Annotated in this window: 20 protein-coding genes; 10 read left to right on the top strand and 10 right to left on the bottom strand. The window is 38.3% G+C overall.

Annotation, left to right across the window (positions count from 1 at the left end; all coding sequences use genetic code 11):
• The first annotated feature begins 46 nt into the window (after nt 1-46).
• Both MUN88_RS11960 and MUN88_RS11955 read left to right on the top strand, forming a co-directional pair.
• The gene (locus MUN88_RS11960; RefSeq protein ID WP_244715309.1) at nt 47-526 is read left to right on the top strand and encodes a ferritin-like domain-containing protein; all 480 of its coding nucleotides are present in this window, start codon (nt 47-49) and stop codon (nt 524-526) included.
• Between the two features lie 134 nt (nt 527-660).
• On the top strand, nt 661-1830 hold the full coding sequence (locus MUN88_RS11955; RefSeq protein ID WP_244715307.1) for an amidohydrolase: 1170 nt from the start codon (nt 661-663) through the stop codon (nt 1828-1830).
• A gap of 714 nt (nt 1831-2544) precedes the next feature.
• On the opposite strand, the gene paiA is transcribed toward MUN88_RS11955, so the two are convergent.
• The 4 genes from paiA to MUN88_RS11935 all read right to left on the bottom strand — a co-directional run bounded on the left by paiA (nt 2545) and on the right by MUN88_RS11935 (nt 5976).
• Entirely contained in the window at nt 2545-3063 is a 519-nt protein-coding gene (paiA, locus tag MUN88_RS11950; protein WP_244715305.1) for a spermidine/spermine N(1)-acetyltransferase, read from the bottom strand.
• A 2-nt stretch (nt 3064-3065) separates the two neighbouring features.
• Nucleotides 3066-3542: a MarR family winged helix-turn-helix transcriptional regulator gene (locus MUN88_RS11945; RefSeq protein ID WP_244715303.1), complete on the bottom strand. Its 477-nt coding sequence runs from the start codon at nt 3540-3542 to the stop codon at nt 3066-3068.
• Nucleotides 3543-4025: 483 nt separating this feature from the next.
• Nucleotides 4026-5237, bottom strand: coding sequence for an ABC transporter permease (locus MUN88_RS11940; RefSeq protein ID WP_244715301.1), 1212 nt, complete (start codon nt 5235-5237; stop codon nt 4026-4028).
• A complete protein-coding gene (locus MUN88_RS11935) occupies nt 5230-5976 on the bottom strand; it encodes an ABC transporter ATP-binding protein (protein ID WP_244715299.1) in 747 nt (248 codons plus the stop codon). Before MUN88_RS11935 ends, MUN88_RS11940 begins: the two co-directional genes overlap by 8 nt.
• A gap of 464 nt (nt 5977-6440) precedes the next feature.
• Here MUN88_RS11935 and MUN88_RS11930 point away from each other — a divergent pair, with 464 nt between their 5' ends.
• The 7 genes from MUN88_RS11930 to MUN88_RS11900 all read left to right on the top strand — a co-directional run bounded on the left by MUN88_RS11930 (nt 6441) and on the right by MUN88_RS11900 (nt 11307).
• Complete coding sequence (locus MUN88_RS11930; protein WP_244724488.1) at nt 6441-6866, top strand: HIT family protein; 426 nt, start codon at nt 6441-6443, stop codon at nt 6864-6866.
• A gap of 53 nt (nt 6867-6919) precedes the next feature.
• Nucleotides 6920-7288: a YtxH domain-containing protein gene (locus tag MUN88_RS11925; protein WP_244715297.1), complete on the top strand. Its 369-nt coding sequence runs from the start codon at nt 6920-6922 to the stop codon at nt 7286-7288.
• A 244-nt stretch (nt 7289-7532) separates the two neighbouring features.
• Nucleotides 7533-8072, top strand: coding sequence for a DUF3267 domain-containing protein (locus MUN88_RS11920; protein WP_244715295.1), 540 nt, complete (start codon nt 7533-7535; stop codon nt 8070-8072).
• A gap of 205 nt (nt 8073-8277) precedes the next feature.
• Nucleotides 8278-8457, top strand: coding sequence for a hypothetical protein (locus tag MUN88_RS11915; protein WP_244715293.1), 180 nt, complete (start codon nt 8278-8280; stop codon nt 8455-8457).
• 115 nt (nt 8458-8572) lie between these two features.
• A complete protein-coding gene (locus tag MUN88_RS11910) occupies nt 8573-9583 on the top strand; it encodes a peptidylprolyl isomerase (protein WP_244715291.1) in 1011 nt (336 codons plus the stop codon).
• Nucleotides 9584-9672: 89 nt separating this feature from the next.
• Entirely contained in the window at nt 9673-10893 is a 1221-nt protein-coding gene (locus MUN88_RS11905; RefSeq protein WP_244715289.1) for a hydrolase, read from the top strand.
• 15 nt (nt 10894-10908) lie between these two features.
• Nucleotides 10909-11307, top strand: coding sequence for a GNAT family N-acetyltransferase (locus MUN88_RS11900; protein ID WP_244715287.1), 399 nt, complete (start codon nt 10909-10911; stop codon nt 11305-11307).
• An 815-nt stretch (nt 11308-12122) separates the two neighbouring features.
• Here MUN88_RS11900 and MUN88_RS11895 read toward each other — a convergent pair.
• From MUN88_RS11895 to MUN88_RS11885, 3 genes are read right to left on the bottom strand one after another with little or no spacing between them, the layout of a single operon-like run.
• Nucleotides 12123-12524: a GNAT family N-acetyltransferase gene (locus MUN88_RS11895; protein WP_244715285.1), complete on the bottom strand. Its 402-nt coding sequence runs from the start codon at nt 12522-12524 to the stop codon at nt 12123-12125.
• 14 nt (nt 12525-12538) lie between these two features.
• Nucleotides 12539-15385, bottom strand: a complete 2847-nt coding sequence (locus MUN88_RS11890) for an ATP-binding protein (RefSeq protein WP_244715283.1) — start codon at nt 15383-15385, stop codon at nt 12539-12541.
• A 2-nt stretch (nt 15386-15387) separates the two neighbouring features.
• Complete coding sequence (locus MUN88_RS11885) at nt 15388-16605, bottom strand: metallophosphoesterase family protein (protein WP_244715280.1); 1218 nt, start codon at nt 16603-16605, stop codon at nt 15388-15390.
• Nucleotides 16606-16724: 119 nt separating this feature from the next.
• Between MUN88_RS11885 and MUN88_RS11880 the strand changes: the two genes are divergently transcribed.
• Entirely contained in the window at nt 16725-17237 is a 513-nt protein-coding gene (locus MUN88_RS11880) for a GNAT family N-acetyltransferase (RefSeq protein ID WP_244715278.1), read from the top strand.
• A 48-nt stretch (nt 17238-17285) separates the two neighbouring features.
• Here the strand turns inward: MUN88_RS11880 and MUN88_RS11875 are convergent, their stop codons facing one another.
• The 3 genes from MUN88_RS11875 to MUN88_RS11865 form a co-directional block, all read right to left on the bottom strand.
• Complete coding sequence (locus tag MUN88_RS11875; RefSeq protein WP_244715276.1) at nt 17286-18545, bottom strand: ABC transporter permease; 1260 nt, start codon at nt 18543-18545, stop codon at nt 17286-17288.
• Entirely contained in the window at nt 18538-19437 is a 900-nt protein-coding gene (locus tag MUN88_RS11870; RefSeq protein WP_244715274.1) for an ABC transporter ATP-binding protein, read from the bottom strand. The genes MUN88_RS11875 and MUN88_RS11870 overlap by 8 nt, the downstream gene beginning before the upstream one ends.
• Nucleotides 19438-19977: 540 nt before the next feature.
• The gene (locus tag MUN88_RS11865) at nt 19978-20331 is read right to left on the bottom strand and encodes a YlbF/YmcA family competence regulator (RefSeq protein WP_244715272.1); all 354 of its coding nucleotides are present in this window, start codon (nt 20329-20331) and stop codon (nt 19978-19980) included.
• Nucleotides 20332-20388 lie beyond the last annotated feature (57 nt).

Below are 20388 nucleotides of genomic sequence, written 5' to 3'. Positions count from 1 at the left end.
GTAATTATATAGTAAGGATAATAATACAGAAGGGATGTTGTTATTGATGGCAAAAAATCAAGCGAAAGTACAAGACTTAAGGTCAAAAGATCAAGATAAGCTAGAAGAATTAATTGATGGCTTAAATGTTGATTTAGCGAATGAATATGCAGCTACTATCATGTATACGTATCATGCATCCGTTGTATCTGGTTTATATCGTTCACTGCTTAAACCATTCTTTGAAGATGAAATAAATGATGAAATCGGACATGCATCCTATTTATCAAACAAAATTAAAACACTAGGCGGTACACCTACTACCACACCTGCAAAAGTAGAACAGCTTACAAATGTGGAAGACATGCTGGAAGCTACTTATAAAGCAGAGAAAGAAACAATCGAACGTTATGAGAAAAGAAAAGTACAAGCAGAAGAACTTGGCTTGACTGAGTTGGCAGTACAGCTGGACGATATGATAGCTGATGAGACAAGACATAAGGAAGAAACACAACGGCTTTTGGCAGATTCAAGCTTTTTTAATTAATCCCCCCTTTTATTATATAGATGAACAGCTTTCGATTTCGAAGGCTGTTTTTTTATGTTGGCGGGATACGGCTTAAAAGTCAAGCCTAGCTATCTATGATATAATGAAAAGAAAAGCAATTCGGGGTGAACGTAATGAGGGATATTTTATTTGCTGAAGTGGATCAATTATATGACGAGATGATAGAAATGAGAAGATACTTGCATCAATATCCTGAACTTTCATTTCAAGAAGAAAAAACAGCTGCCTTTATCCAGGAACAGTACAACATACTCGATATACCTTTCCAAAAAAATATGGGAGGAAATGGAGTTGTTGCAACGTTACAAGGTGCAGAGGATGGCTTGACGGTCGCATTGCGTGCAGACTTCGATGCGCTTCCGATCCAGGATGAAAAAGAAACGGGTTATAGATCAAAAAAAGACGGTGTCATGCATGCCTGTGGTCATGATGGTCATACTGCGACGTTACTGGCTGTGGCTAAAATACTAAAGAAATATCAGCATCGGCTGAAAGGCAAAGTCGTTTTTATTCATCAGCATGCTGAAGAACTTGCTCCAGGTGGTGCCAAACCAATGATTGATGCTGGGGTATTGGATGGTGTGGATGTGGTTTACGGAACCCACTTATGGACGAGTACACCATATGGAATCGTCCAAACTTCACCAGACAATTTTATGGCCGCAGCTGACCGATTCAAAGTAGAAATTCAAGGTGTCGGTGGGCACGGTGCAATTCCTCACCAGACGAAAGATCCGATTGTCGTTGGCTCTCAACTCGTCACGAACCTGCAACAGATTCTCTCCAGACGAATTGATCCACTTGAGACGGCAGTACTTTCGATCGGTTCTTTTCATGCTGGAAATGCCTACAATGTTATTCCATCAACTGCGACTATTGAAGGGACTGTTCGTACATTTAGTCCTGAGGTGCAGCAATACATCGTCGAAGAAATGGAAAAAATCATTAAAGGTACTTGCCTAGGCTATGACGTGGACTACCACTTTGACTACGCTTATGGCTATCCGCCTGTTGTGAATCACCCGGAGCATGCCGAAACAATTATCGCACTTGCTAAAGAAATACCAGGAGTAACAACGGCGGAAATGATTCAGCCAAGTATGACAGGAGAGGACTTCGCCTATTACTTAGAAAATAAACCCGGCGTATTCTTTTTTACTGGTGCACAAATCGAAAACGGCTTCGTTCCACACCACCATCCTTTGTTTGATTTCGACGAACGAGCAATGAAAATAGCAGCGAAGACGTTGATCTCAGCTGTGCTGCATAGTAATGAATCATAAAACCATTGGAAGCTGATACAAATGTATAGAATTAACGGAAAAAGCGGACATGATTACTATTAGATCCTGTTCGGCTTTTGTTTTATAACTATTGCAGAGAATCATTCCTCAAGAAGAAGTATGGGTTCTTATAATACGGATTATGTAAAGTGGAACTGTATGTCAATGTTCTAATTTTGAAATGTTTTATCTGCTAAGCAAAGCTCCGGAAATATGCTCCTCGTCCTGTGGGGCAGGACTTCAGCTAGGCTACTAATTGAACTGCTTCTTTGCTGCCTTGTGCCGATGAAGCTCACTTCGAAGCGATACTTGTAAACACAGGAACGGACAATAGTGGATCTTCAGTTCGCGCTGACGCATGAGGAGTCTCCGCATATTTCCTACGCTTAAAGAAGTGCTACAACGTATGTAACAGCTAAAAGCAGTGTTGCTAGGCATTATGCTTTATACATCATCAGAATAAAATATAAACACATACAGATAGAGCTCTATATACTACCTCTGACATCACTTGTAGAGTCTGCACCTTAGCTTCAGCCATGCCCTGCAGGACGAGAAGTGGTTGGCAGGAGTGGTATCCCAGCACATGAATCATTTCAACATTACCACTCTGATAGTTGACATAATCCGTATTATAGGCAGCTTTATAAATACTTAAGTTAGTTAGGACTGGGCGGGGTTATAAAAGGTCTGGCATTCATTCCACTTTAGAAATCAATTAAGTGTTTTGGTCATTATCAAGTCCGTTTGCTCTTCATCCCCCATATAAAATGAGTGCTCACTTGTTTGAATAAACCCCATTTTCTTATAAAAAGCGATAGCACGTTCATTTTTTTCCCATACACCTAGCCAAATAACATCTTTATTACGCTCAACCGCAATATCTATCGCTTTATCTAGCAAGGATTTACCAAGGCCATGTTTTTGATATTGATTTTTTATATAAATCCTTTCTATTTCAAGTGATATATTACTCATTTTTTCAGATTGAGCTTCATTGGTATTCACTTTTAAATATCCAGCGACTTCCTGATTGAAATAGACAAAAAAGAATTCCGAAGAGATATTAGACAATTCTGTTTCCAATTGCGTTGAATTAAATGCTTTTTCCAGATAAGCTTTCATATTTTCTGGTGAATTGTGATCTTTAAATGTAGCATTGAAGGTTTCAATGCTTATTTCTTGGAGTAATGGTAAATCCTCGTATTTACACCTAGTTATTGTTACATTCATCTCTATATGTCATCTCCTTTCCACAATCTGTAATTTCTCTTATTTCCCTTTTTGACAAATTCCCAATCTTTTTCTATATTTTTTCTTACTCTTTGTAGAAGCTTAAAAATAGTTTCCTCTTCGCTTTCAGAAAATCCTTCTAATGCTACGGTATTGGAATAATCATTTTCTCTCTTTATAAAAGGATAAATTGCTTTTCCTTTCTCTGTTGGCAAGAGTTTCTTAATTTTTTTGTTATGTTTATCTTCTTGCTTGACAATAAAGCCATTGCTTTCCAATTTTTTTATAGCACGAGCTGCTGTTGTACGGTCTACCTTTATCACTTCGGCCAATTTTTCCTGGATAATACCCGGGTTTTCACAAATTCGCACGATGTACAGATACTGTCCTTTTGTAAGATCATGTTCTTTAAATTCTATATTACTTATAGAATCCAATGCTCTTGCAATCATGCCAATTTCACGTAGAATCTCTTTCATACTAACCCCCTCACCATGGATTTTTTTGTTGCAATTACAATAAAAACACCATTACTCATTCTATATCATTTTTGTTGTATTTACAACAAAAACGACCTTAATCTCACACGTTTCTAACAAACTTGTGGATAAAACTACCTATAATTAATACGGATTATGTTAACTATCATTGGGACCATTTTGAAATGTTGTTAGTGGTATGATACCGCTCCGGCCAACCACTTCGCGTCCTGTGGGGCACGGGAGTCTACGTGGTTAGCCTGCGCTAAAGTGCAGACTATACAACTGATGTAACAGGTAGTATTTTAGCTGTGACCATATGTTTCTCACCTCTTATAACAATATAATGCTCAGAATTATTGCTAATAGCTGTTTCTAACCTTTCACCTATATGACTGTAATTACATACTTTATACACTCACAAAAAAAGGTAAAAACAATTCCTATAGAATCGTTTTTACCTTTGATATAACAAGCTGATCATTACTGTGCCATTTTTTTATGCAAATAGGACGGAATGAACATTTGGACAAAAAGAATACTTGCCAGTACCATCAAGATCGCCATCATCCAGTTACCGATCAGAACCAGTAAGACAGCGAATACCAAGGCTAGTACCGCAATGAGCTGTTGTAGCCATTTGACGAACGATTGCTTTCTCAGCTCTTGACCAATTGGATAAAGGTCTAACCAGACGATGGTTACGTGGTGCTTCCACAACGGTAATAACTGCAGGAAAACCATGTAAACGAAAAGAATAGCGAATATGAGCTTTAACCATTGGTTCGGTACAAAATAGATTAACAAGCCACCAATTACCAGCAGACGAAGATAGATGCCGAAATATTCACCACTTCTGACTGTCGTCAATCGATATAAGTACGTATATGCCTTCTGTTGACGAAAAGGAACAGCATTGGTTAATAGCCTTGCCAGCCAGTAACGTTTTTTGACCTGTGTTTCCATATGCGGTACATCCGTGAACATGTTAGCTAAACGGTAAAAGGACCGCATTCGCAAGTAGTCATTTTCAATTAACAAGTCCCAATTTAATGCTTTTTGTCTTTGGGCAAACTGATAATTGGTTACAAACAAGACAATTAATAATATAGTCACAATCGCTAGAAACAGCATTTCCTGCAACAGAAAGAAATAAATAACAGACACAATTAACGCATAACGAACGATTTTATCCATCTTGCGGGTGCCACCGTCTCTAACGCGCAGCATCCACCAATTGGCTGTCAGACTCCACACTTTTATAACCAGAAGCACAAGCAGTATAAAACCATACGGTACCCCTTCTGCAAAAGCAGTGCTATATAATGGCGCAAGAGCCGCTGTAGTCAAAATCAGGACATACAGCTGTGTTACAAAACTGTATACTAACGTACGCGTGAAGTAACCGGAGAGCACATGTTCAGCCGGAAGCAAAAACACCATATCTGCTTTCTTTAACATCGTTTGGATCGGACTGTGAAATGTGGCCAACCCTAAAAGTAGCGCAATCACTAATCCAGACGGAAATTGATCCGGGATATTTTCTAAAAATTTTTGATAATAAACTGACATGGCAGAGACGATAAATACCATTGCAATCACAATGTGACCAGTCAAAATATAGCGTAAATATCGACTTAATTCTTTGATATGGGCAGTGAGTCGGTCAACAAATAATTTCTTTCCGTCAAGCATGCTGATCGGCTTCCTTCGTTAACTGTATATATAAATCATCCAAAGTCGCTTGAGGCTGTTGAAAAGCAGCTCGTAATTCTTCCAGTGTACCTTTTGCCCGAATCTCACCGTCATGAAGAATAACGAAGCGATCACAATACCTCTCGGCAGTCGCTAAAATATGGGTAGACATTAATACACCAGCTCCACTGTCCTTCATTTCATTCATCAATTGTAAATACGATTGAATCCCAAGTGGATCTAAGCCGACAAAAGGCTCATCTACGATATATAAATCCGGCTCCACCAGAAAGGCACACATAATCATAACCTTCTGTCGCATCCCTTTTGAGAAGTGGATCGGAAATAACTTCAATTTCCTTTCTAAGCGAAATTCCTGTAACAGTGGCTGGACTCTCGCCTGATAAACATCTTCCGGAATCTGATACGCCATAGCTGTCAGGCGAAGATGCTCCTCTAATGTTAATTCATCATATAAAACAGGCATTTCCGGAATATAGGAAAAATGTTGCCGATATCGTTCTGGCGCTTCTTGAAATGTTTTGCCATTGATCGATACGGTACCTTTTTTTGCTTGCATTAAACCAATCACGTGTTTAATGGTCGTACTTTTCCCAGCTCCATTCAGTCCGATTAACCCGACAATTTCGTTTGGTTTCACATCGAAAGAAATGCCATGGAGGACATTTTTGTGGGTATATCCACCTTCTAAATTGTTTATATGTAATAACGGCTCCATTCACCAACGTCCCTTCTCTTAGTCACTTTACCTCATTATAGTAGATGTTCAAAAAGTCACCAAATGATAAGCTGCTAATCTCTTCATTAGCTTGATTCTCATTCAGCCACTTTTTGAACATCCTCTTATAGTTTCAAAAAGGAGGACAAAAAGCGCAAAGAAATTCAAGGCGGCGTAGATTCGAGTACCGGAATGTATGCTTATCAATACATGAGGAACGGAGAAGCAAGCCAACGCAGAAATTCACAGCGATTTTTCCCGGACTTTTTGAACATCCTCTTATAGTAATTTTATACGGTTACTGAAAATGATTGTTCTATTATCAAGCATATTATACTAGGGCAGTAATTATGTAATCTATTAATAAAAAGATCTTATATCGTAGATTTTGACTGTTACCGTTTTAAAGTAAACTGAAAATAATGTATAATAAAAACAAAATACATATAAGGGAGCGATACATGATGCCAACACATGACGATTGTATCTTTTGTAAGATCATCGCTGGCGACATTCCTTCTGCAAAGATATATGAAGATGAAGGTGTCTATGCATTTCTGGATATTGGTCAAGTAACGAAAGGCCATACGCTTGTTATAGCAAAAGAACATACTAAAAACATTTATGAAACAGATGAAGCAGTCGCTTCTGCATTATTTGCACGTGTGCCAAAAATTGCAAATGCCATAAAAGAAACATTTGAACCAGCTGGCATTAATATACTAAATAATAACGGAGAAGCAGCTGGTCAATCCGTCTTTCACCTTCATTTGCATCTTATTCCTCGTTATGATGAGACAGATGGATTCCAACCAACCTGGAATACTCACGAAGGACAATATGATTTGGCTGAAGTGGCTTCAAAAATCTCCGAAAACGTGCAAAAATAAGGTTTGATAATGAACAAAAAAGAGAATGATATATAATGAAAGGAGTGTTCGGTATGATTAACAGTAAGTCCTTACTTATTGGCATTTTGGCCGGAGGAATCGTAAGTGCGGCTGCTACACTTTTAACGACACCTAAGGCAGGTAGAGACCTAAGAACGGATGTCAAGCTTAAAAGTGACAATGCAGTACGCTATGTGAATCAATTACGAACAGATGGCGTAGATTTGAAGGAACAGATTACTAAAACATCAAAAGAAGGTGCGGCTCTCATTAAAGACCTTTCTGCTGATGTGAAAGAATCAATCGAATCATGGAAAAAAACCGTTGAACCACACCAAAAAAATATTCAAAAGTACTTAACCCAGATTGAAGAGAGCTTAAAGGAATTAGAAGAAAAAACAAATACACAATCTGAGCAATAAGCCCAAATTGTATAAAAATCCAATCGCACCGCAATGGCTATCATATCTTACCATTGCAGGTGCTTTTTTTATGCCTTTGAATTGGCCGATAAACGGCATAAATAAGAATAACAACCGCTTACATGAAACTACAGAAAATTATTTAAAAAAATTTACAAAAAAACTATTGATTTTTCCTCTAAATCATACTATATTCATGTAGTGTTATTTAACAAATGATTTCAGTATTAAAGGGGTGATCCTCATGAATTGTTGGGATTCAATCAACGTGACAAAGCAACTTGGTTTTTATCGCAGTATAATATTATCCTTTTTATTCGGCCTATTATCTTTTATCTTTCTCTATTTACCTTTCAATTTAATTCATAAGGGCGCCGTTGTAGAGGATCACGGAATAATTCCACTTCTGATTGGATTAGCGATATTACCTTTACTGCACAAAATATTACGAATTTTACCATTACTATTTATAAACAAACAGTTAAAGCTCATTTGGACATTAGAGAAAGGAATATTTCCTAACTTTCGCGTATGCAATAATACAAAAACAAACAAACCAACTTTATTTATTGCGCTATTGACACCGACGATTGTCATTACACTGCCTTGTATTATTTACAGTTATTTCGCACCAGCTCATTACCCATACTTCCTATTATTTGGTGCTATTAATTTAAGCTTATCCTATATTGATTTTCTCTTTATCCGTCACTTATGGAGAGCTCCCAAAAAATGTGTTATATCTAACGATGACACAGGCTATGACATATTAATCCAACGATAGACCAGTATGGTGCTGGTCTATTTTTTTATGACAGATATGCACATCTTTTATTCGCACTCTTTTCACCAAAATCCAGCTCTTTTTTAGGATTATTTCATCATATCAGAAAATTTGTATTTTTCGAACCAAGGAATCATGTGCAATGACTGTTCAAATCTTCAATTTTTTGTTAAAGTATTTAAAGGGAATGAAGGAGGTCATCGTAATGCTTTTCGTTTTTGTTACATTTGCATTTTTTGTGCTGTTCATATTTAACACACTTACTATGCGTCTTTGTTTACAAACAGAAATGTCACAGGAAAAACAACCGAATGTTTTCCGTACTATCAATATTTTAATTACGATTTTACTTATTTCTTCGTATGTCGAAGTAATATATACGTAAAATAAGTAAAATCTATGTAATAAACATATTTGAGGTTTATTTTAAAAGAAAGTATGTTATATTATTGCAAGGGAAACAAAATAGTAATAGCAAATCAATTAGGAGTGTTTGTCAAATGAAGAAATTATTAATCACAGCAGCATTTGCAACAAGTGTTTTCGCACTTTCCGCTTGCTCTTCCGATTCGGAAACGGTCGTCGAAACAGGATCAGGAAATATCAACAAAGAGGATTTCTATGAAGAATTGAAAGCTAACAGTGGAGAACAAGTACTTCAACAAATGGTATTAGAAACAATTCTTGAAGATAAGTATGATGTTTCTGATGAAGAAGTCAACAAAGAAATTGAAACATATAAAGAGCAATACGGTGATCAATGGGAATCTGTATTACAACAAAGCGGTTATGCCGATGAAGATGCGTTTCGCGAAGATCTAAAAGTTAACCTGTTACAGGAAAAAGCAGCTACAGAAGATATCGAAGTAACAGATGAAGAAATTCAAACTCGTTATGACAGAATGCAAACAAAACTTGTTGCAAGTCACATCCTTGTAGATGATGAAGCAACAGCAAATGAAGTAAAAGAAAAATTAGATAATGGTGAAGATTTCGCTGCCTTGGCAGAAGAATATTCTACTGATACACAGTCCGCTTCTAACGGTGGAGAACTTGCTGAATTTGGTGTTGGTGACATGGTTCCTGCATTTGAAGATGCAGCTTATGACATGGAAGTTGGCGAAGTAAGTGATCCCGTACAATCTGATTACGGCTTCCACATCATTAAATTAACTGACCGTGTTGAAAACGAAGATGTAGAACCATTAGAAGATGTAAGAGATCAAATCAAGCGTGAAATTGCAGCAACTAAAGTTGACCAAGCTGCTGTTCAAGCAAAAATTCAAGAGCTAATGGATAATGCAGAAATCGATGTAAAAATTGATGAATTCAAAGACTTATTCGCTACAGAAGAAGCAACATCTGAAGAAGGAAGCACAACTGATGATTCCTCTTCTGAAGGAGAGTCAACAGAAGAAGACAGTTCTTCTGAAGAAGGATCTACTGAAGATGAGGCATCTCAAGACGAATCTTCTAGCAGTGAGGACAGTTCTTCTGAACAATCTGAATAATTGATGAATGAAAGCCCCTATCTTCTATGGAAGATAGGGGCTTTTATGTTATGCTAAAAGTATTCTGAATGAGGATGGGATAGATAATAATGAACTATTTTTATGATATGATCGATATTACATATGAACTGACGGATGAACAAAAGCAAATGATCACAACCAAATTTCCTGCACCTACATTTCCTGAAGCGATTCAAGGTGTACAATTAAATCAATTAACAAAAGGAAACTCAGTAAAAGCGCGAGTCCTGTTAAACGAATTCGAAGTAAAAAAAACAAAAACGAATAAATCTTTCTTAAAAGTACAATTTAGTGATCAATCTGGCACCATTTCCGCCAAAATGTGGGATAACAATGGTGAAGTAGAGCAGATGTTGCCCATTTTGGATCAAGTCGGTGTCTTTGATATCCGCGGACAAGTTGATGAATTCAACGGCTTCAAAAGTGTCACCATATACGAAATGACTCCATGTGAGGAAAAGATAGATCCTTCCACACTGCTCGCGTATACGAAACAAGACATTGAGGCATTAACCGAAGAACTTTTTGCCTATCTGCTTGAATTAAAAAAACCGTATCAGGATATTGCCATCAAAGCTATGGAACACCTGTGGGAAGCTTTTCGCATCAGCCCTGCCGCTAAAGGATTTCATCATAATTATCTTGGTGGCTTGTTAAAGCATACGATCGGTTTAATGCGATTCTGTCGATATATCACAGTGCAATCGGATAATCCTTTTCGAGCAGTCATGAAGTTAATACATAAGGTAGAAACCGAATATAAACAAGAAATCTGGAATGGCCTGAAAGAGGATAATCCTCGTCCTTCCTTCGTCTGGAAAGATACGATAGACCATCTCTATCACATGTTATTAGGAATGGCAGAATATAAATACGAGGACATTAATTATGATGCTTTAATGACAAGCATACTCTTTCACGATATTGGAAAACTGGCGGAATATGATTATGCCGGCAAGTCTATCGATATTTTCCATTTCCTTTTCCCAACTGCCGCATTTGAAAATGGCAATCGAAAGCAGGCAGGTATCGCGATGGATCCTTTAGGCGTAACAGTTGGTCATATCCCTTATGGTGTGCTTGTTTTATCACAACTTATTGAAAAAGAGAACATTTCGATTAGTATGGAAGCTATTCACCTAATGACCCATTGCATCCTTTGTCACCACGGCCTGCCAGAATGGGGCAGCGCCGTTCGCAAACCTACTAATCTAGAAGGCTATATTATTCACATCGTAGATTATCTCGATAGCCGGTATGAAAATACAGAAGCAGATGAAGAGAAATAATGAGGAGAGATGCGGATGGAATGGGTGCAAGAGAATGTCCTGATTAGTGATGATAAATCGAAAATTGATATCGAGAAAGTGTGTCAATTATTAAGGGATACATATTGGGCCAATGACCGTAGTGTCGATATCATCCAGAAGAGTATGGATCATTCGATCGTTTTCGGTGTCTATACTGACGAAAAACAAATTGGATTTGCACGGGTAATCTCTGATCAAGCGGTTTTCTCCTGGCTGTTAGATGTCGTCATAGATCCCGAATATCAAGGAAAGACTATCGGCACTTTTCTCGTCGAATCCATCTTGAAACACCCTGCTGTTGAGCACACAAAATTTGCACTAGCAACAAAAGATGCCCATAGCTTTTACGAAAAATTCGATTTTATGGAACGAGCTGCTATGACAAGAAATTGAGTCAATGAATGAACGGTGTTTCATTACCTATGCACGTTATTATTACTGATTAGTATAGACCTAAATATTTATTAAAAGCTTCCTATAATACGGATTATGTAAAGTGGAACTGTCTGACATAGTGGTAATTTTGATAGATTTAATCTGCTTAGCAAAGCTCCAGAAATATGCTCCGCGTCCTGTGGGCACGGCTTCAGCTAACTTAGGAAAGAAAATTCTTTTCTTTCCTAAGTGGATCTTCAGCTCGCGCTGATTCCACGGGAGTCTCCGCATATTTCCTACGCTTAAAGGAAGAGTGCTACAACGTTAGCCACAGTTAATAGCAGTGGTGCTAGGCATATTGTTATGTAGAATTCGAATGCTATTCAGCTCAATGTGCTAGGTCTTGTATAAGTTGTAGAACCTATACATCAGCGTAGGCCAACCACGTAGACTCCCGCGGGACAGGCAGGTGCTGAAGATCCACTTTCTGAAGTGCCTTTCTTCACAAAGTTAGCTTCAGCCGTGCCCCGCAGGACGCGGAGTGGTTGGCCGGAGCGATCTCCTAGCACATGTATCATTTCAAAATTACCACTAAGCTGCTAGTTGACATAATCCGTATTATCAGAATCCATACTCCATCTAGAGGAAATCTTTCTTTTATTAGAAAAACTCGGCATTCGCCTCGTCTTAGCAAGTGCCGTAGTTTTTCTTATACTTGGTACAACTTAAATTTTTACTACGTCGAGCTACTTCATTGCTAAAATTTTATGCTTTCCTAACGTGTAAAAAAAGATCTACAATTTATAACATGTAGATCTTTTCCTATTTGACTATTATCTAGAACGTTTGATAATGAAGCCATTATCGATTTGATCAAACCCTACCTTCGGGTAATAGTCCATCGCATTTTGTGCAGATAATAGAATTAACGCTACCTGATCGTTTATTTGCTGTTTCACTTCTTCGATCAGCTGCTTTCCTATTCCCCGATGTTGATACGCTTGATCCACTGCCAAATCAGACAAGTAGCAGCAATAACTAAAATCAGTCAACCCTCTTGCAACTCCGACTAACATCTCCTGATCCCAAGCGGTAATCAGTATGTTGGCGTGCTCCAACATTCGCTGTAAACGGTCCAAATCATCAGCAGGTCTTCTGATTCCGGAAGCTTCAAACACTTCCGCTAAGTGCTTAGGTGTGATTAAGGCATCGCTTTTATATATGATCCTGTCCATGTCAATCCTCTCCTCTATAAAGTTATACTCGCTTTTTCCGTGGCGTTCGCTGTGAAATAAAGCACTTGATGATCTTGACTTATTTGATTAACGAGTGTCAACATTTCTTTTTTTCGCTTATTGTCAAAATGAACAAACCCATCATCAATTAAAAAGGGCATTGCCAGTGTCTCTGACATGACCTGACTTAATGCAAAGCGTAATGCTATATACAGCTGGTCTCTAGTTGCCTGGGACAATTCATCGATCGAAAACAAATAGCCATCCTTGTCTTCCACTATTATTCTTTGATTGTCTTCAATTAAGATTTGCAAGTATCGCTGTAATGTCAGCTGTTTAAAGTACTGACTAGCCTGATTAAAAACTTTCGGCATATACTTTTGTGAATAACTCGACTTTGCCTGTTGTAAACTTTTCCATGCGAGCTGGTACACAGACCATTTCTTCGCTATCGACTCGGCTTCTTCCTGCTTTAGAGCGATTTGATGCTTTAATACGGAAACATCTTCATTTCTTTCTAACAGCGCAACATTTGCCTTCTGATCACTTAAGCGTGATTGTTCCTCATTCATATTATTCGAAAGCGCGTCCCTTTTTTTGATTAATTCTGCTCGTTGCTGTTGTAAAACTTGTTCGTCTTCGAATGATCCCTTCGAAAATTCAGTGATAGACTGATTCGTAAATAGTACCGCTAGGCGGTCATAAGTCTGTCGGGATTGCTGGGTTAAGTGTTGCACTTTTGCATAATACTCCCCTTTTTCAATAAATGCTTCTTCCGTGTCGACTGCTGCTTTATCGAGGAGTTGGGCTATCTCTTGCTGGTATGGAACTTGCCTTTTTTGTACTGCTTCTAGCTGGAATGAAATTTCTTCTAGCCTTGCCTTCCACTCTCGCAATTGTTGCTGTTTCCCCTCTTCATTCGCGAGAATATGGGAAAGATTCTCCGCTTTTACAGAAAGGTGTTGCAATGCTTTTTGTTTGGATATTTGGATCTCTTTCCATTCGTTAAGCTCGTTTTGCTGATCATTCCATATCTCTAGCTTTTCCTTTTGCAAGATCAGTTGTTGATACAACCTCGTCCAATATGGTAATGCTACTTGCTCAAGGAAGGGATAATCCTCTTGATGATCAGTAATTTTTTGCTCGACTTGCTGTATTCTCTCCTCAATAAAACTGATTCTTTCCTCCAGTTTTAGTTGCTCCAACTGATAATGCTGGATATCCTTTTCTACTTTTCGTAACTGTTCCTGGATTTTTTGCTGTTTGTTGAGGGCTTCTTTTCGCTCGGTGATATCAGATTGTGTCCAGTTCACATTGTTCGACTGCTCAGGTTGAAGCCATTTCCTAAATGTTTTGCCATATATACGAACAGCTCCATATTGTACAACTGAAAGTATCAAGACCATTAGCGAACCGTTCAGAAAAGAAGTAACAAGCAAGATGCCTGCAAGCAATACGCCTACGATTAGCACAATGCTTGCTGTCTGATGTTGTTTAGCATACGCTTGTTGCCACTGCTGGAATTTCTTCTGTTGTTTATTGTATGTTTCTTGCTGTTCTGCATCTTCTAGCTCTTGTTGCCATTGCTCAATCTGTCTCACAGGGCGTGCGGATTGTTCCAGCCTTGCTTTTTCCTGCTGGCGTTCTTGCTTCAATTTTGCGGTCGATGCCAGATCTGAACCGACATATTGCTTCTCAACAGTCAGCTTGTCTAGCTGTGCACCTAGTTCAGACCAGGCTTCTTCCAGATAAAACGGGAAATCCATTCCCTGTAATTGCGGAATGTCTAACTGTATTTGCAAACTATTTAGCTTATTGGTAATTTCCTTCTCCATTTCAATGTGAAGCTTTTCTTTCTCTTTTATGTTTTGTTTGATTTCGGCAATTTCTTGTTGTAATTGCACGCCTTGCTTTACTTCGTCTAGTTCAATCGATGGCAAAAGAGTGGTAGTGCTTATCTTATTTTCTAACTCTTCTTTGCTGTTCTGTAAAACTTGCGCTTCACTTTGCAAAGGTAAGAGAGTTTCTTTCCATTCGTTCAATCGGTCTATTCCGTCAACTGGGAACGTTATCTGTTGGTCATGCCTATTCAATTCAGCCGTCACGAAATAATATTCGGAAATGATGGGATAATGGCTCAGCCTTTTTTCTATCATTCCGAGTTGATCATCGACAGCTTTCTGCTCTTGCTTCCACTCACTAAGTTTAGCTTCACTATTTTCTATTTCTGCTAAGTATGAACGGTATTTTGCTTCTTCTGCTTTTGCCTCATCCCATTTCTGCTGCAGAACCGATAACTCTTGAAACAACTGGTTCAGTTCTGGCTTTTTGCCGTATGGTTTAAATAATTCCGCTGTCTGTTTTTCTATATTCTTCTCTGCATAATAGATTCTGTTTGAACCTGTCATCCCTATGGCAAGCAGAATATCGTGCAATGCTTCTCCATCAATGTGCTGGACTTGCTGTAAATCATGGGCATCAAATGTATAAATCGATTGAAATTGTTCTTTGTCTATGCCTTGTAATGCCTCCATCAACCAAACCTCGTCCATTTTCATTCCGTCACTACCGTAAACTACAGCTTGATTTTTCTGCTTCCCTTGCACACGTTCAATTGTTACGGTTTGTTCAGACAAACCAGTAATTGTTAATCTTCCACCAATTACTGACCCTTGCTTAGGTATATAGCGTTCCAGTTCTTTTGTCTTCATTCCAAATAATACATAAAGGATAAATTGCCGTAATGTTGACTTTCCTGCCTCATTATCACCGGCAATTTCAATACAGGTAGTTTTATTAAACATAAAAGTTTGATCGATCCACTTGCCAAATCCATAGATTTCTATCTGTTCAATCCGCATGATTACACCTCCTTTTCATGCAATAATTGATCAAGTAAAAATGCTGCTTCTTTCTCGATATCTTGTTTGTCTGCTTCGTCCAGTTTTCCTAACCATTTGCGCCCATCTGTATGTTGCCATAACATCTGGTTGATTTGTTCGATCTCTGTATCCTGTAATGCATGGTTTAACTCATCTAAAAAACGCCCACCTTGTATCCATTGCGACCGTTTTGCTGCTTTACTCCATTTATAGTTGATCACATAATTCATATGTGACGATTGGTTAAGATAGTCTATCATTTCATCGATAAAACCTTGCTTAAACCAATGCTCACAGTGCTCTGGTACTTGTTCGAAAGTCAGCTGGGTCAGTATTTTTTCCTGCCTCTGCTGATGTTGAAGCTGCGCTGCTATTTCTTCTGTTGTTTTCGTCATGTCGTTCCAATCACTAGCATTTATTTTCAGTTTTCGTAATTCGATTGGTGCCAGTGGTAGAAATTCTAAATCCGTTTGATTATTTGTCATCGTGACGACGTAACATCCTTTAGAACCTGTTTCCTTAGTGGATCGGCCTTGAATATTACCAGGATAAACAACCATCGGATTCTCTGCCAGCACTTCTCGTTTATGTATATGGCCTAATGCCCAGTAATCAAACCCCGACTGTTTCAGATCCGATAATTGAAATGGAGCGTACACCGCATGCTCATTCGTTTTTTCATTACCTAGACTGCCATGTAAGGTCGCGATATGGAAGCAATCATCATTTGTTAACTGATATTCCTTCACTTTATTTGTAAGAACGGCGCGATGGTAATAACTGAATCCATACACATTCGCCATTAATTTACCTCTTTTAAAGAAGGGAATCTCTGATACGTTTTCTGAGTCAAAAACATGAACATTGTCCGGATAATTACGCGGAAAAGTCTGACTGCTTAGAAAATCATGATTACCAAAGGACACAAATACAGGTATATCGTACTTTTGCAGACGCTGAAAAGCATCTCGTAATGCCATATGGGCTTGCATGCTTTGCTGCTCCTGATCAAAAAGATCTCCCACCATGATGACAAAATCAACTTCTAAGTCAATCGCCTGTTCGACCAGCCTGTCTAATGCCTTAAAGGTGCTTTTTCGTATTTCGGTTAGCCATTCCTCTGGTAAATCTTTTAACCCTTTAAACGGACTGTCTAAATGTAAATCCGCACAATGTATAAATTTGATCGCTTTCCTCATGTCTTTCCCTCCTATATATCTATTTTAGCAGAGCACAAAATAGAATGCACGTTCGTTTCTATTAAATGTGGAATTTTATGCTAGAATAAATATATTAACTAAATAAGGGGTGTATTGCAATGACGCTTCATTTAGTCAAACCAGAAAAAAGCTGGAGTAATGCATATCAGTCATTTTATCTGGAATGGGAAGAAAGTCAGGAACAAATGATACCTTGGGTTATCGCGCAATTTCCTGATGATATGGATAAATTACTGGCTTTCTATGAAGATCATCATACCGGCAATATCCCACAAAACTGGGTGCCGGACACAACGTATTGGCTCGTTGATGAAGAGAGAGTAATCGGAGTAGTGAATATCCGACACTACTTAAATAATTTTTTGCTTGAGTCTGGTGGTCATATTGGCTATGGCATCCGTCCAAGTGAAAGAGGAAAAGGATATGCGAACATCATGCTTCAATTAGCATTAGAAAAAGCGAAAGAATTAGGCATTAAACAAGTACTCATTACATGTGATGCTGATAACGTCGCATCGAAGAAAGTGATTATACATAACGGTGGAAAAGCAGCAGATGATTATGTAGACAACAATGGAAATATTATTCATCGTTTTTGGATTGGAGATTAAACAGGAAGAGCTATTTCGCTGTGACGAAATAGCTCTTCCTTATTTTTATTAATCTTTTTTAGATAACTGCAACGCTTTTTTGAAATCTTTCAATGAAGCCGATGAGCCATACATGAGTACTCCGCCTCGATAGATTTTTGCTCCAATAACGGCAAAAATGATAATGGAGGCTATTAAAATTAATATACTTAATCCCACTTCCCACATGGCGATATCGAGTAAGCCTACTCGCAAGAACATGGCCATCGGGGAGAAAAATGGAATATAAGACGAAACGACCACTAACGTTGAATCTGGAGAACTCAAGCCAAACATCGAAATCATGAAGGCTGCTACAATTAATAAAATAACAGGCATCATCAATTGCTGCACGTCTTCCGTCCTGCTGACCAAAGAACCCAGCATCGCTGAGAGTGTAGCATAGAGGAAATAACCTAATAAGAAAAAGACGATCGCATATACAAAGGTTGCGATATTAATATCGGATAAGCCAAAGGTTTCAAAAAATTCACCAGCGAATTGATCTTGTTTCTGCGTGATCATAATATAACCAACTGCTAAGAATGCAACGATTTGTGTTAAGCCTACGAGACCAATACCTAGAATCTTCGCAAACATTTGACTGACAGGTGAAGAGCTCGAAATTAATATCTCCATTACCCTCGACGTTTTTTCGTTGGCAATATCCATTGCGATCATATTTCCATAGGAGATTACCGCAAAGTATAATAAAAATAAGATAACATATACCAGACCTCGTGCACCGCTTAATTCTTCCTCTGTTTTTACATTTTCGGTACTCCCATCGCCAGTAGCAATTAACTCATTTTCGAATTGCACGGGTTCATAGATAGAAGAGATAACCGTCGGATCAATGCCTGATTGATTAGTCGCCATTTCTACTTTAATCTGCTGCAATTGATTTTCTAATGAACTTTGCAAGGATTGATTGGAATAATCAGTGCTGTAGTAAGTTGCGCTCGGTAGTCCACCTTTGGTTTCATCGATTGCTAATGCAGCTGTATAATCTTCATTCGTTACGGCTTCTTTCGCTTCTTCTAACGTACCATCGAACGATTCTAATTCTACGTCAGCTTCCAGCCTTTCGGAAAGGACATCAACAAGCTCTGCTTGCTCAGATACAACCGCTATATGATCCGTATCTTCGGAATTAAACATCTCCATAATGGATTGAATATTGGAAAAAGCTATGATAAACACAAGAAAAATGGCGGTAGTGATGAGAAATGATTTCGATTTCACTTTGGAAATATACGTATGACCAAAAACGGTCCAAAACTTATTCATAAGACTCACCTGCTTTCTCAATGAATATGTCGTTCAGACTCGGCTCATCCAACTCAAACTTACGCACAAAACCTTTGTTGGTGATTTCCTGTAGCACACGTTGTGAGACATCCTCATTTTCGATTTGGCACCAAACACCGTCGTGTACATATTTAACTTTCGCTACGCCAGGTATTTGTTCAACAAATGATAAATCAAAATCCGCTTGAACGGTTAAATTTTTCTTTCCAAACGAGCGCTTAATTTCACGAATATTTCCATGTAGTATTGGTTTTCCGTGCTGCATCATACATAAATGCTGACAAAGCTCTTCCACATGTTCCATCCGATGTGAAGAAAAGACGATCGAGGTACCGGATTCTTTTAATTCGATAACTGCTTCTTTTAACATTTCGACATTGACTGGGTCTAATCCAGTAAAGGGTTCATCCAATATCAATAATTTCGGCTTATGTAGCACGGCAGAAATAAATTGAATTTTTTGTTGATTTCCTTTTGATAATTCTTCTACTTTTTTATCAAGATATTGCGGCACTTTCAAACGATCTAACCAGTTCGTCAATTCTTCAAGAACGTCCTTCTTGTTCATGCCCCGCAATTTACCGAGGTAGATTAACTGGTCACGCACCTTCAGTTTTGGATATAAACCTCGCTCCTCTGGCAAATAACCGATTACATCGCTTTTGCTGTAATCAATGACTTCTCCATTCCATGTAATGCTTCCGGAAGTTTGATCAATCAAATTCAGAATCATTCGAAAGGTTGTCGTTTTGCCGGCACCGTTTGCACCAAGAAAACCAAAGATATTCTTCTCCGGTATTTCGAGAGACAGATTATCAACAGCCGTAAACTGCCCGAACTTCTTCGTCACATTCTCTAATTTTAATGTCATCCCTCTTCTCTCCCTTCTACTACTAATACGACTAAGCGCTATAAAAAGTTTCATTAGGTTCTTTAATTTATTATATGTTAGATTCTGCCTAAAGAAAAACTTGGGCTTACATCCGGGCGGTTCTAACTAATTTAAGTATATATAAAGCTACCTATAATATGGATTATGTCTAGCTTGGTGATAATTTTTAAAATATTAATGTGCTGGGAGACCGCTCCGGCCAACCACCTTGCGTCCTGCGTGGCACGACTGAAGCTAACTTTGTAAAGAAGACCGCTTTACAAAGTGGATCTTCACCACCTGCTCAATCCCGCGGGAGTCTACGTGGTTGGCCTGCGCTAGGATAGGTACTCTATTTTGTAAGAGCTAGCATATTGAGTGCATCCCTCATTGTCCATAAATACCTAAGCTAGACATAATCCATATTAAAGGAACATATACTTCTATTTGTTAAATCTTCTTATACTTTGTTCCGTAACATTTTCAGTCGCCCTAAAGCATAAAAAAAGCTGCAGCGATTTGCTGCAGCTTCTGGAATATTTATTGCTGCTCGTTGGCACCATAAAGTTCTTCTAGTGGTTTCGTAATGATTCTGCTAAGTTCGTTAACTAACACATTCACACGTTGCTCTTGTTCCATTAGTTTAGAAATATCCTCATGTTGTTGAACAAGCTCTACAACTTGCTTTGCTTTTTCTACTTCTTCTTCGGTAATTTCCATACCTTGCATTTGCTTTTGCTGTAATTCTAACTGGGTATTACGGAAATTATCGAACATTTGCTTAGAGTTTGGATCACTCATTACTTTATCGTAAGCTGCTTTTAAATCCTTATACTCTTCGCTTTCTGCAATAGCTTTTTCCAGCTCGTGTGCTGTGTCATAAACATTTGACATAAATTGAAATCCTCCTAATTAAGTTGCCTTCATGCAAAAACTCTTACATGTTTCTTT

Source organism: Gracilibacillus caseinilyticus, assembly GCF_022919115.1.
In the GTDB taxonomy this organism is placed as follows: Bacteria; Bacillota; Bacilli; order Bacillales; family Amphibacillaceae; genus Gracilibacillus; species Gracilibacillus caseinilyticus.
This window is presented reverse-complemented; position numbering and strand designations above follow the sequence as displayed.

What these genes read in the sequence shown, in the direction of transcription:
- MUN88_RS11960 (WP_244715309.1), top strand. Translation starts at nt 47, where the DNA reads ATGGCAAAAAATCAAGCGAAAGTACAAGACTTAAGGTCAAAAGATCAA.
- MUN88_RS11955 (WP_244715307.1), top strand. Translation starts at nt 661, where the DNA reads ATGAGGGATATTTTATTTGCTGAAGTGGATCAATTATATGACGAGATG.
- paiA (WP_244715305.1), bottom strand. Translation starts at nt 3,063, where the DNA reads ATGAATGTAACAATAACTAGGTGTAAATACGAGGATTTACCATTACTC.
- MUN88_RS11945 (WP_244715303.1), bottom strand. Translation starts at nt 3,542, where the DNA reads ATGAAAGAGATTCTACGTGAAATTGGCATGATTGCAAGAGCATTGGAT.
- MUN88_RS11940 (WP_244715301.1), bottom strand. Translation starts at nt 5,237, where the DNA reads ATGCTTGACGGAAAGAAATTATTTGTTGACCGACTCACTGCCCATATC.
- MUN88_RS11935 (WP_244715299.1), bottom strand. Translation starts at nt 5,976, where the DNA reads ATGGAGCCGTTATTACATATAAACAATTTAGAAGGTGGATATACCCAC.
- MUN88_RS11930 (WP_244724488.1), top strand. Translation starts at nt 6,441, where the DNA reads ATGCCAACACATGACGATTGTATCTTTTGTAAGATCATCGCTGGCGAC.
- MUN88_RS11925 (WP_244715297.1), top strand. Translation starts at nt 6,920, where the DNA reads ATGATTAACAGTAAGTCCTTACTTATTGGCATTTTGGCCGGAGGAATC.
- MUN88_RS11920 (WP_244715295.1), top strand. Translation starts at nt 7,533, where the DNA reads ATGAATTGTTGGGATTCAATCAACGTGACAAAGCAACTTGGTTTTTAT.
- MUN88_RS11915 (WP_244715293.1), top strand. Translation starts at nt 8,278, where the DNA reads ATGCTTTTCGTTTTTGTTACATTTGCATTTTTTGTGCTGTTCATATTT.
- MUN88_RS11910 (WP_244715291.1), top strand. Translation starts at nt 8,573, where the DNA reads ATGAAGAAATTATTAATCACAGCAGCATTTGCAACAAGTGTTTTCGCA.
- MUN88_RS11905 (WP_244715289.1), top strand. Translation starts at nt 9,673, where the DNA reads ATGAACTATTTTTATGATATGATCGATATTACATATGAACTGACGGAT.
- MUN88_RS11900 (WP_244715287.1), top strand. Translation starts at nt 10,909, where the DNA reads ATGGAATGGGTGCAAGAGAATGTCCTGATTAGTGATGATAAATCGAAA.
- MUN88_RS11895 (WP_244715285.1), bottom strand. Translation starts at nt 12,524, where the DNA reads ATGGACAGGATCATATATAAAAGCGATGCCTTAATCACACCTAAGCAC.
- MUN88_RS11890 (WP_244715283.1), bottom strand. Translation starts at nt 15,385, where the DNA reads ATGCGGATTGAACAGATAGAAATCTATGGATTTGGCAAGTGGATCGAT.
- MUN88_RS11885 (WP_244715280.1), bottom strand. Translation starts at nt 16,605, where the DNA reads ATGAGGAAAGCGATCAAATTTATACATTGTGCGGATTTACATTTAGAC.
- MUN88_RS11880 (WP_244715278.1), top strand. Translation starts at nt 16,725, where the DNA reads ATGACGCTTCATTTAGTCAAACCAGAAAAAAGCTGGAGTAATGCATAT.
- MUN88_RS11875 (WP_244715276.1), bottom strand. Translation starts at nt 18,545, where the DNA reads ATGAATAAGTTTTGGACCGTTTTTGGTCATACGTATATTTCCAAAGTG.
- MUN88_RS11870 (WP_244715274.1), bottom strand. Translation starts at nt 19,437, where the DNA reads ATGACATTAAAATTAGAGAATGTGACGAAGAAGTTCGGGCAGTTTACG.
- MUN88_RS11865 (WP_244715272.1), bottom strand. Translation starts at nt 20,331, where the DNA reads ATGTCAAATGTTTATGACACAGCACACGAGCTGGAAAAAGCTATTGCA.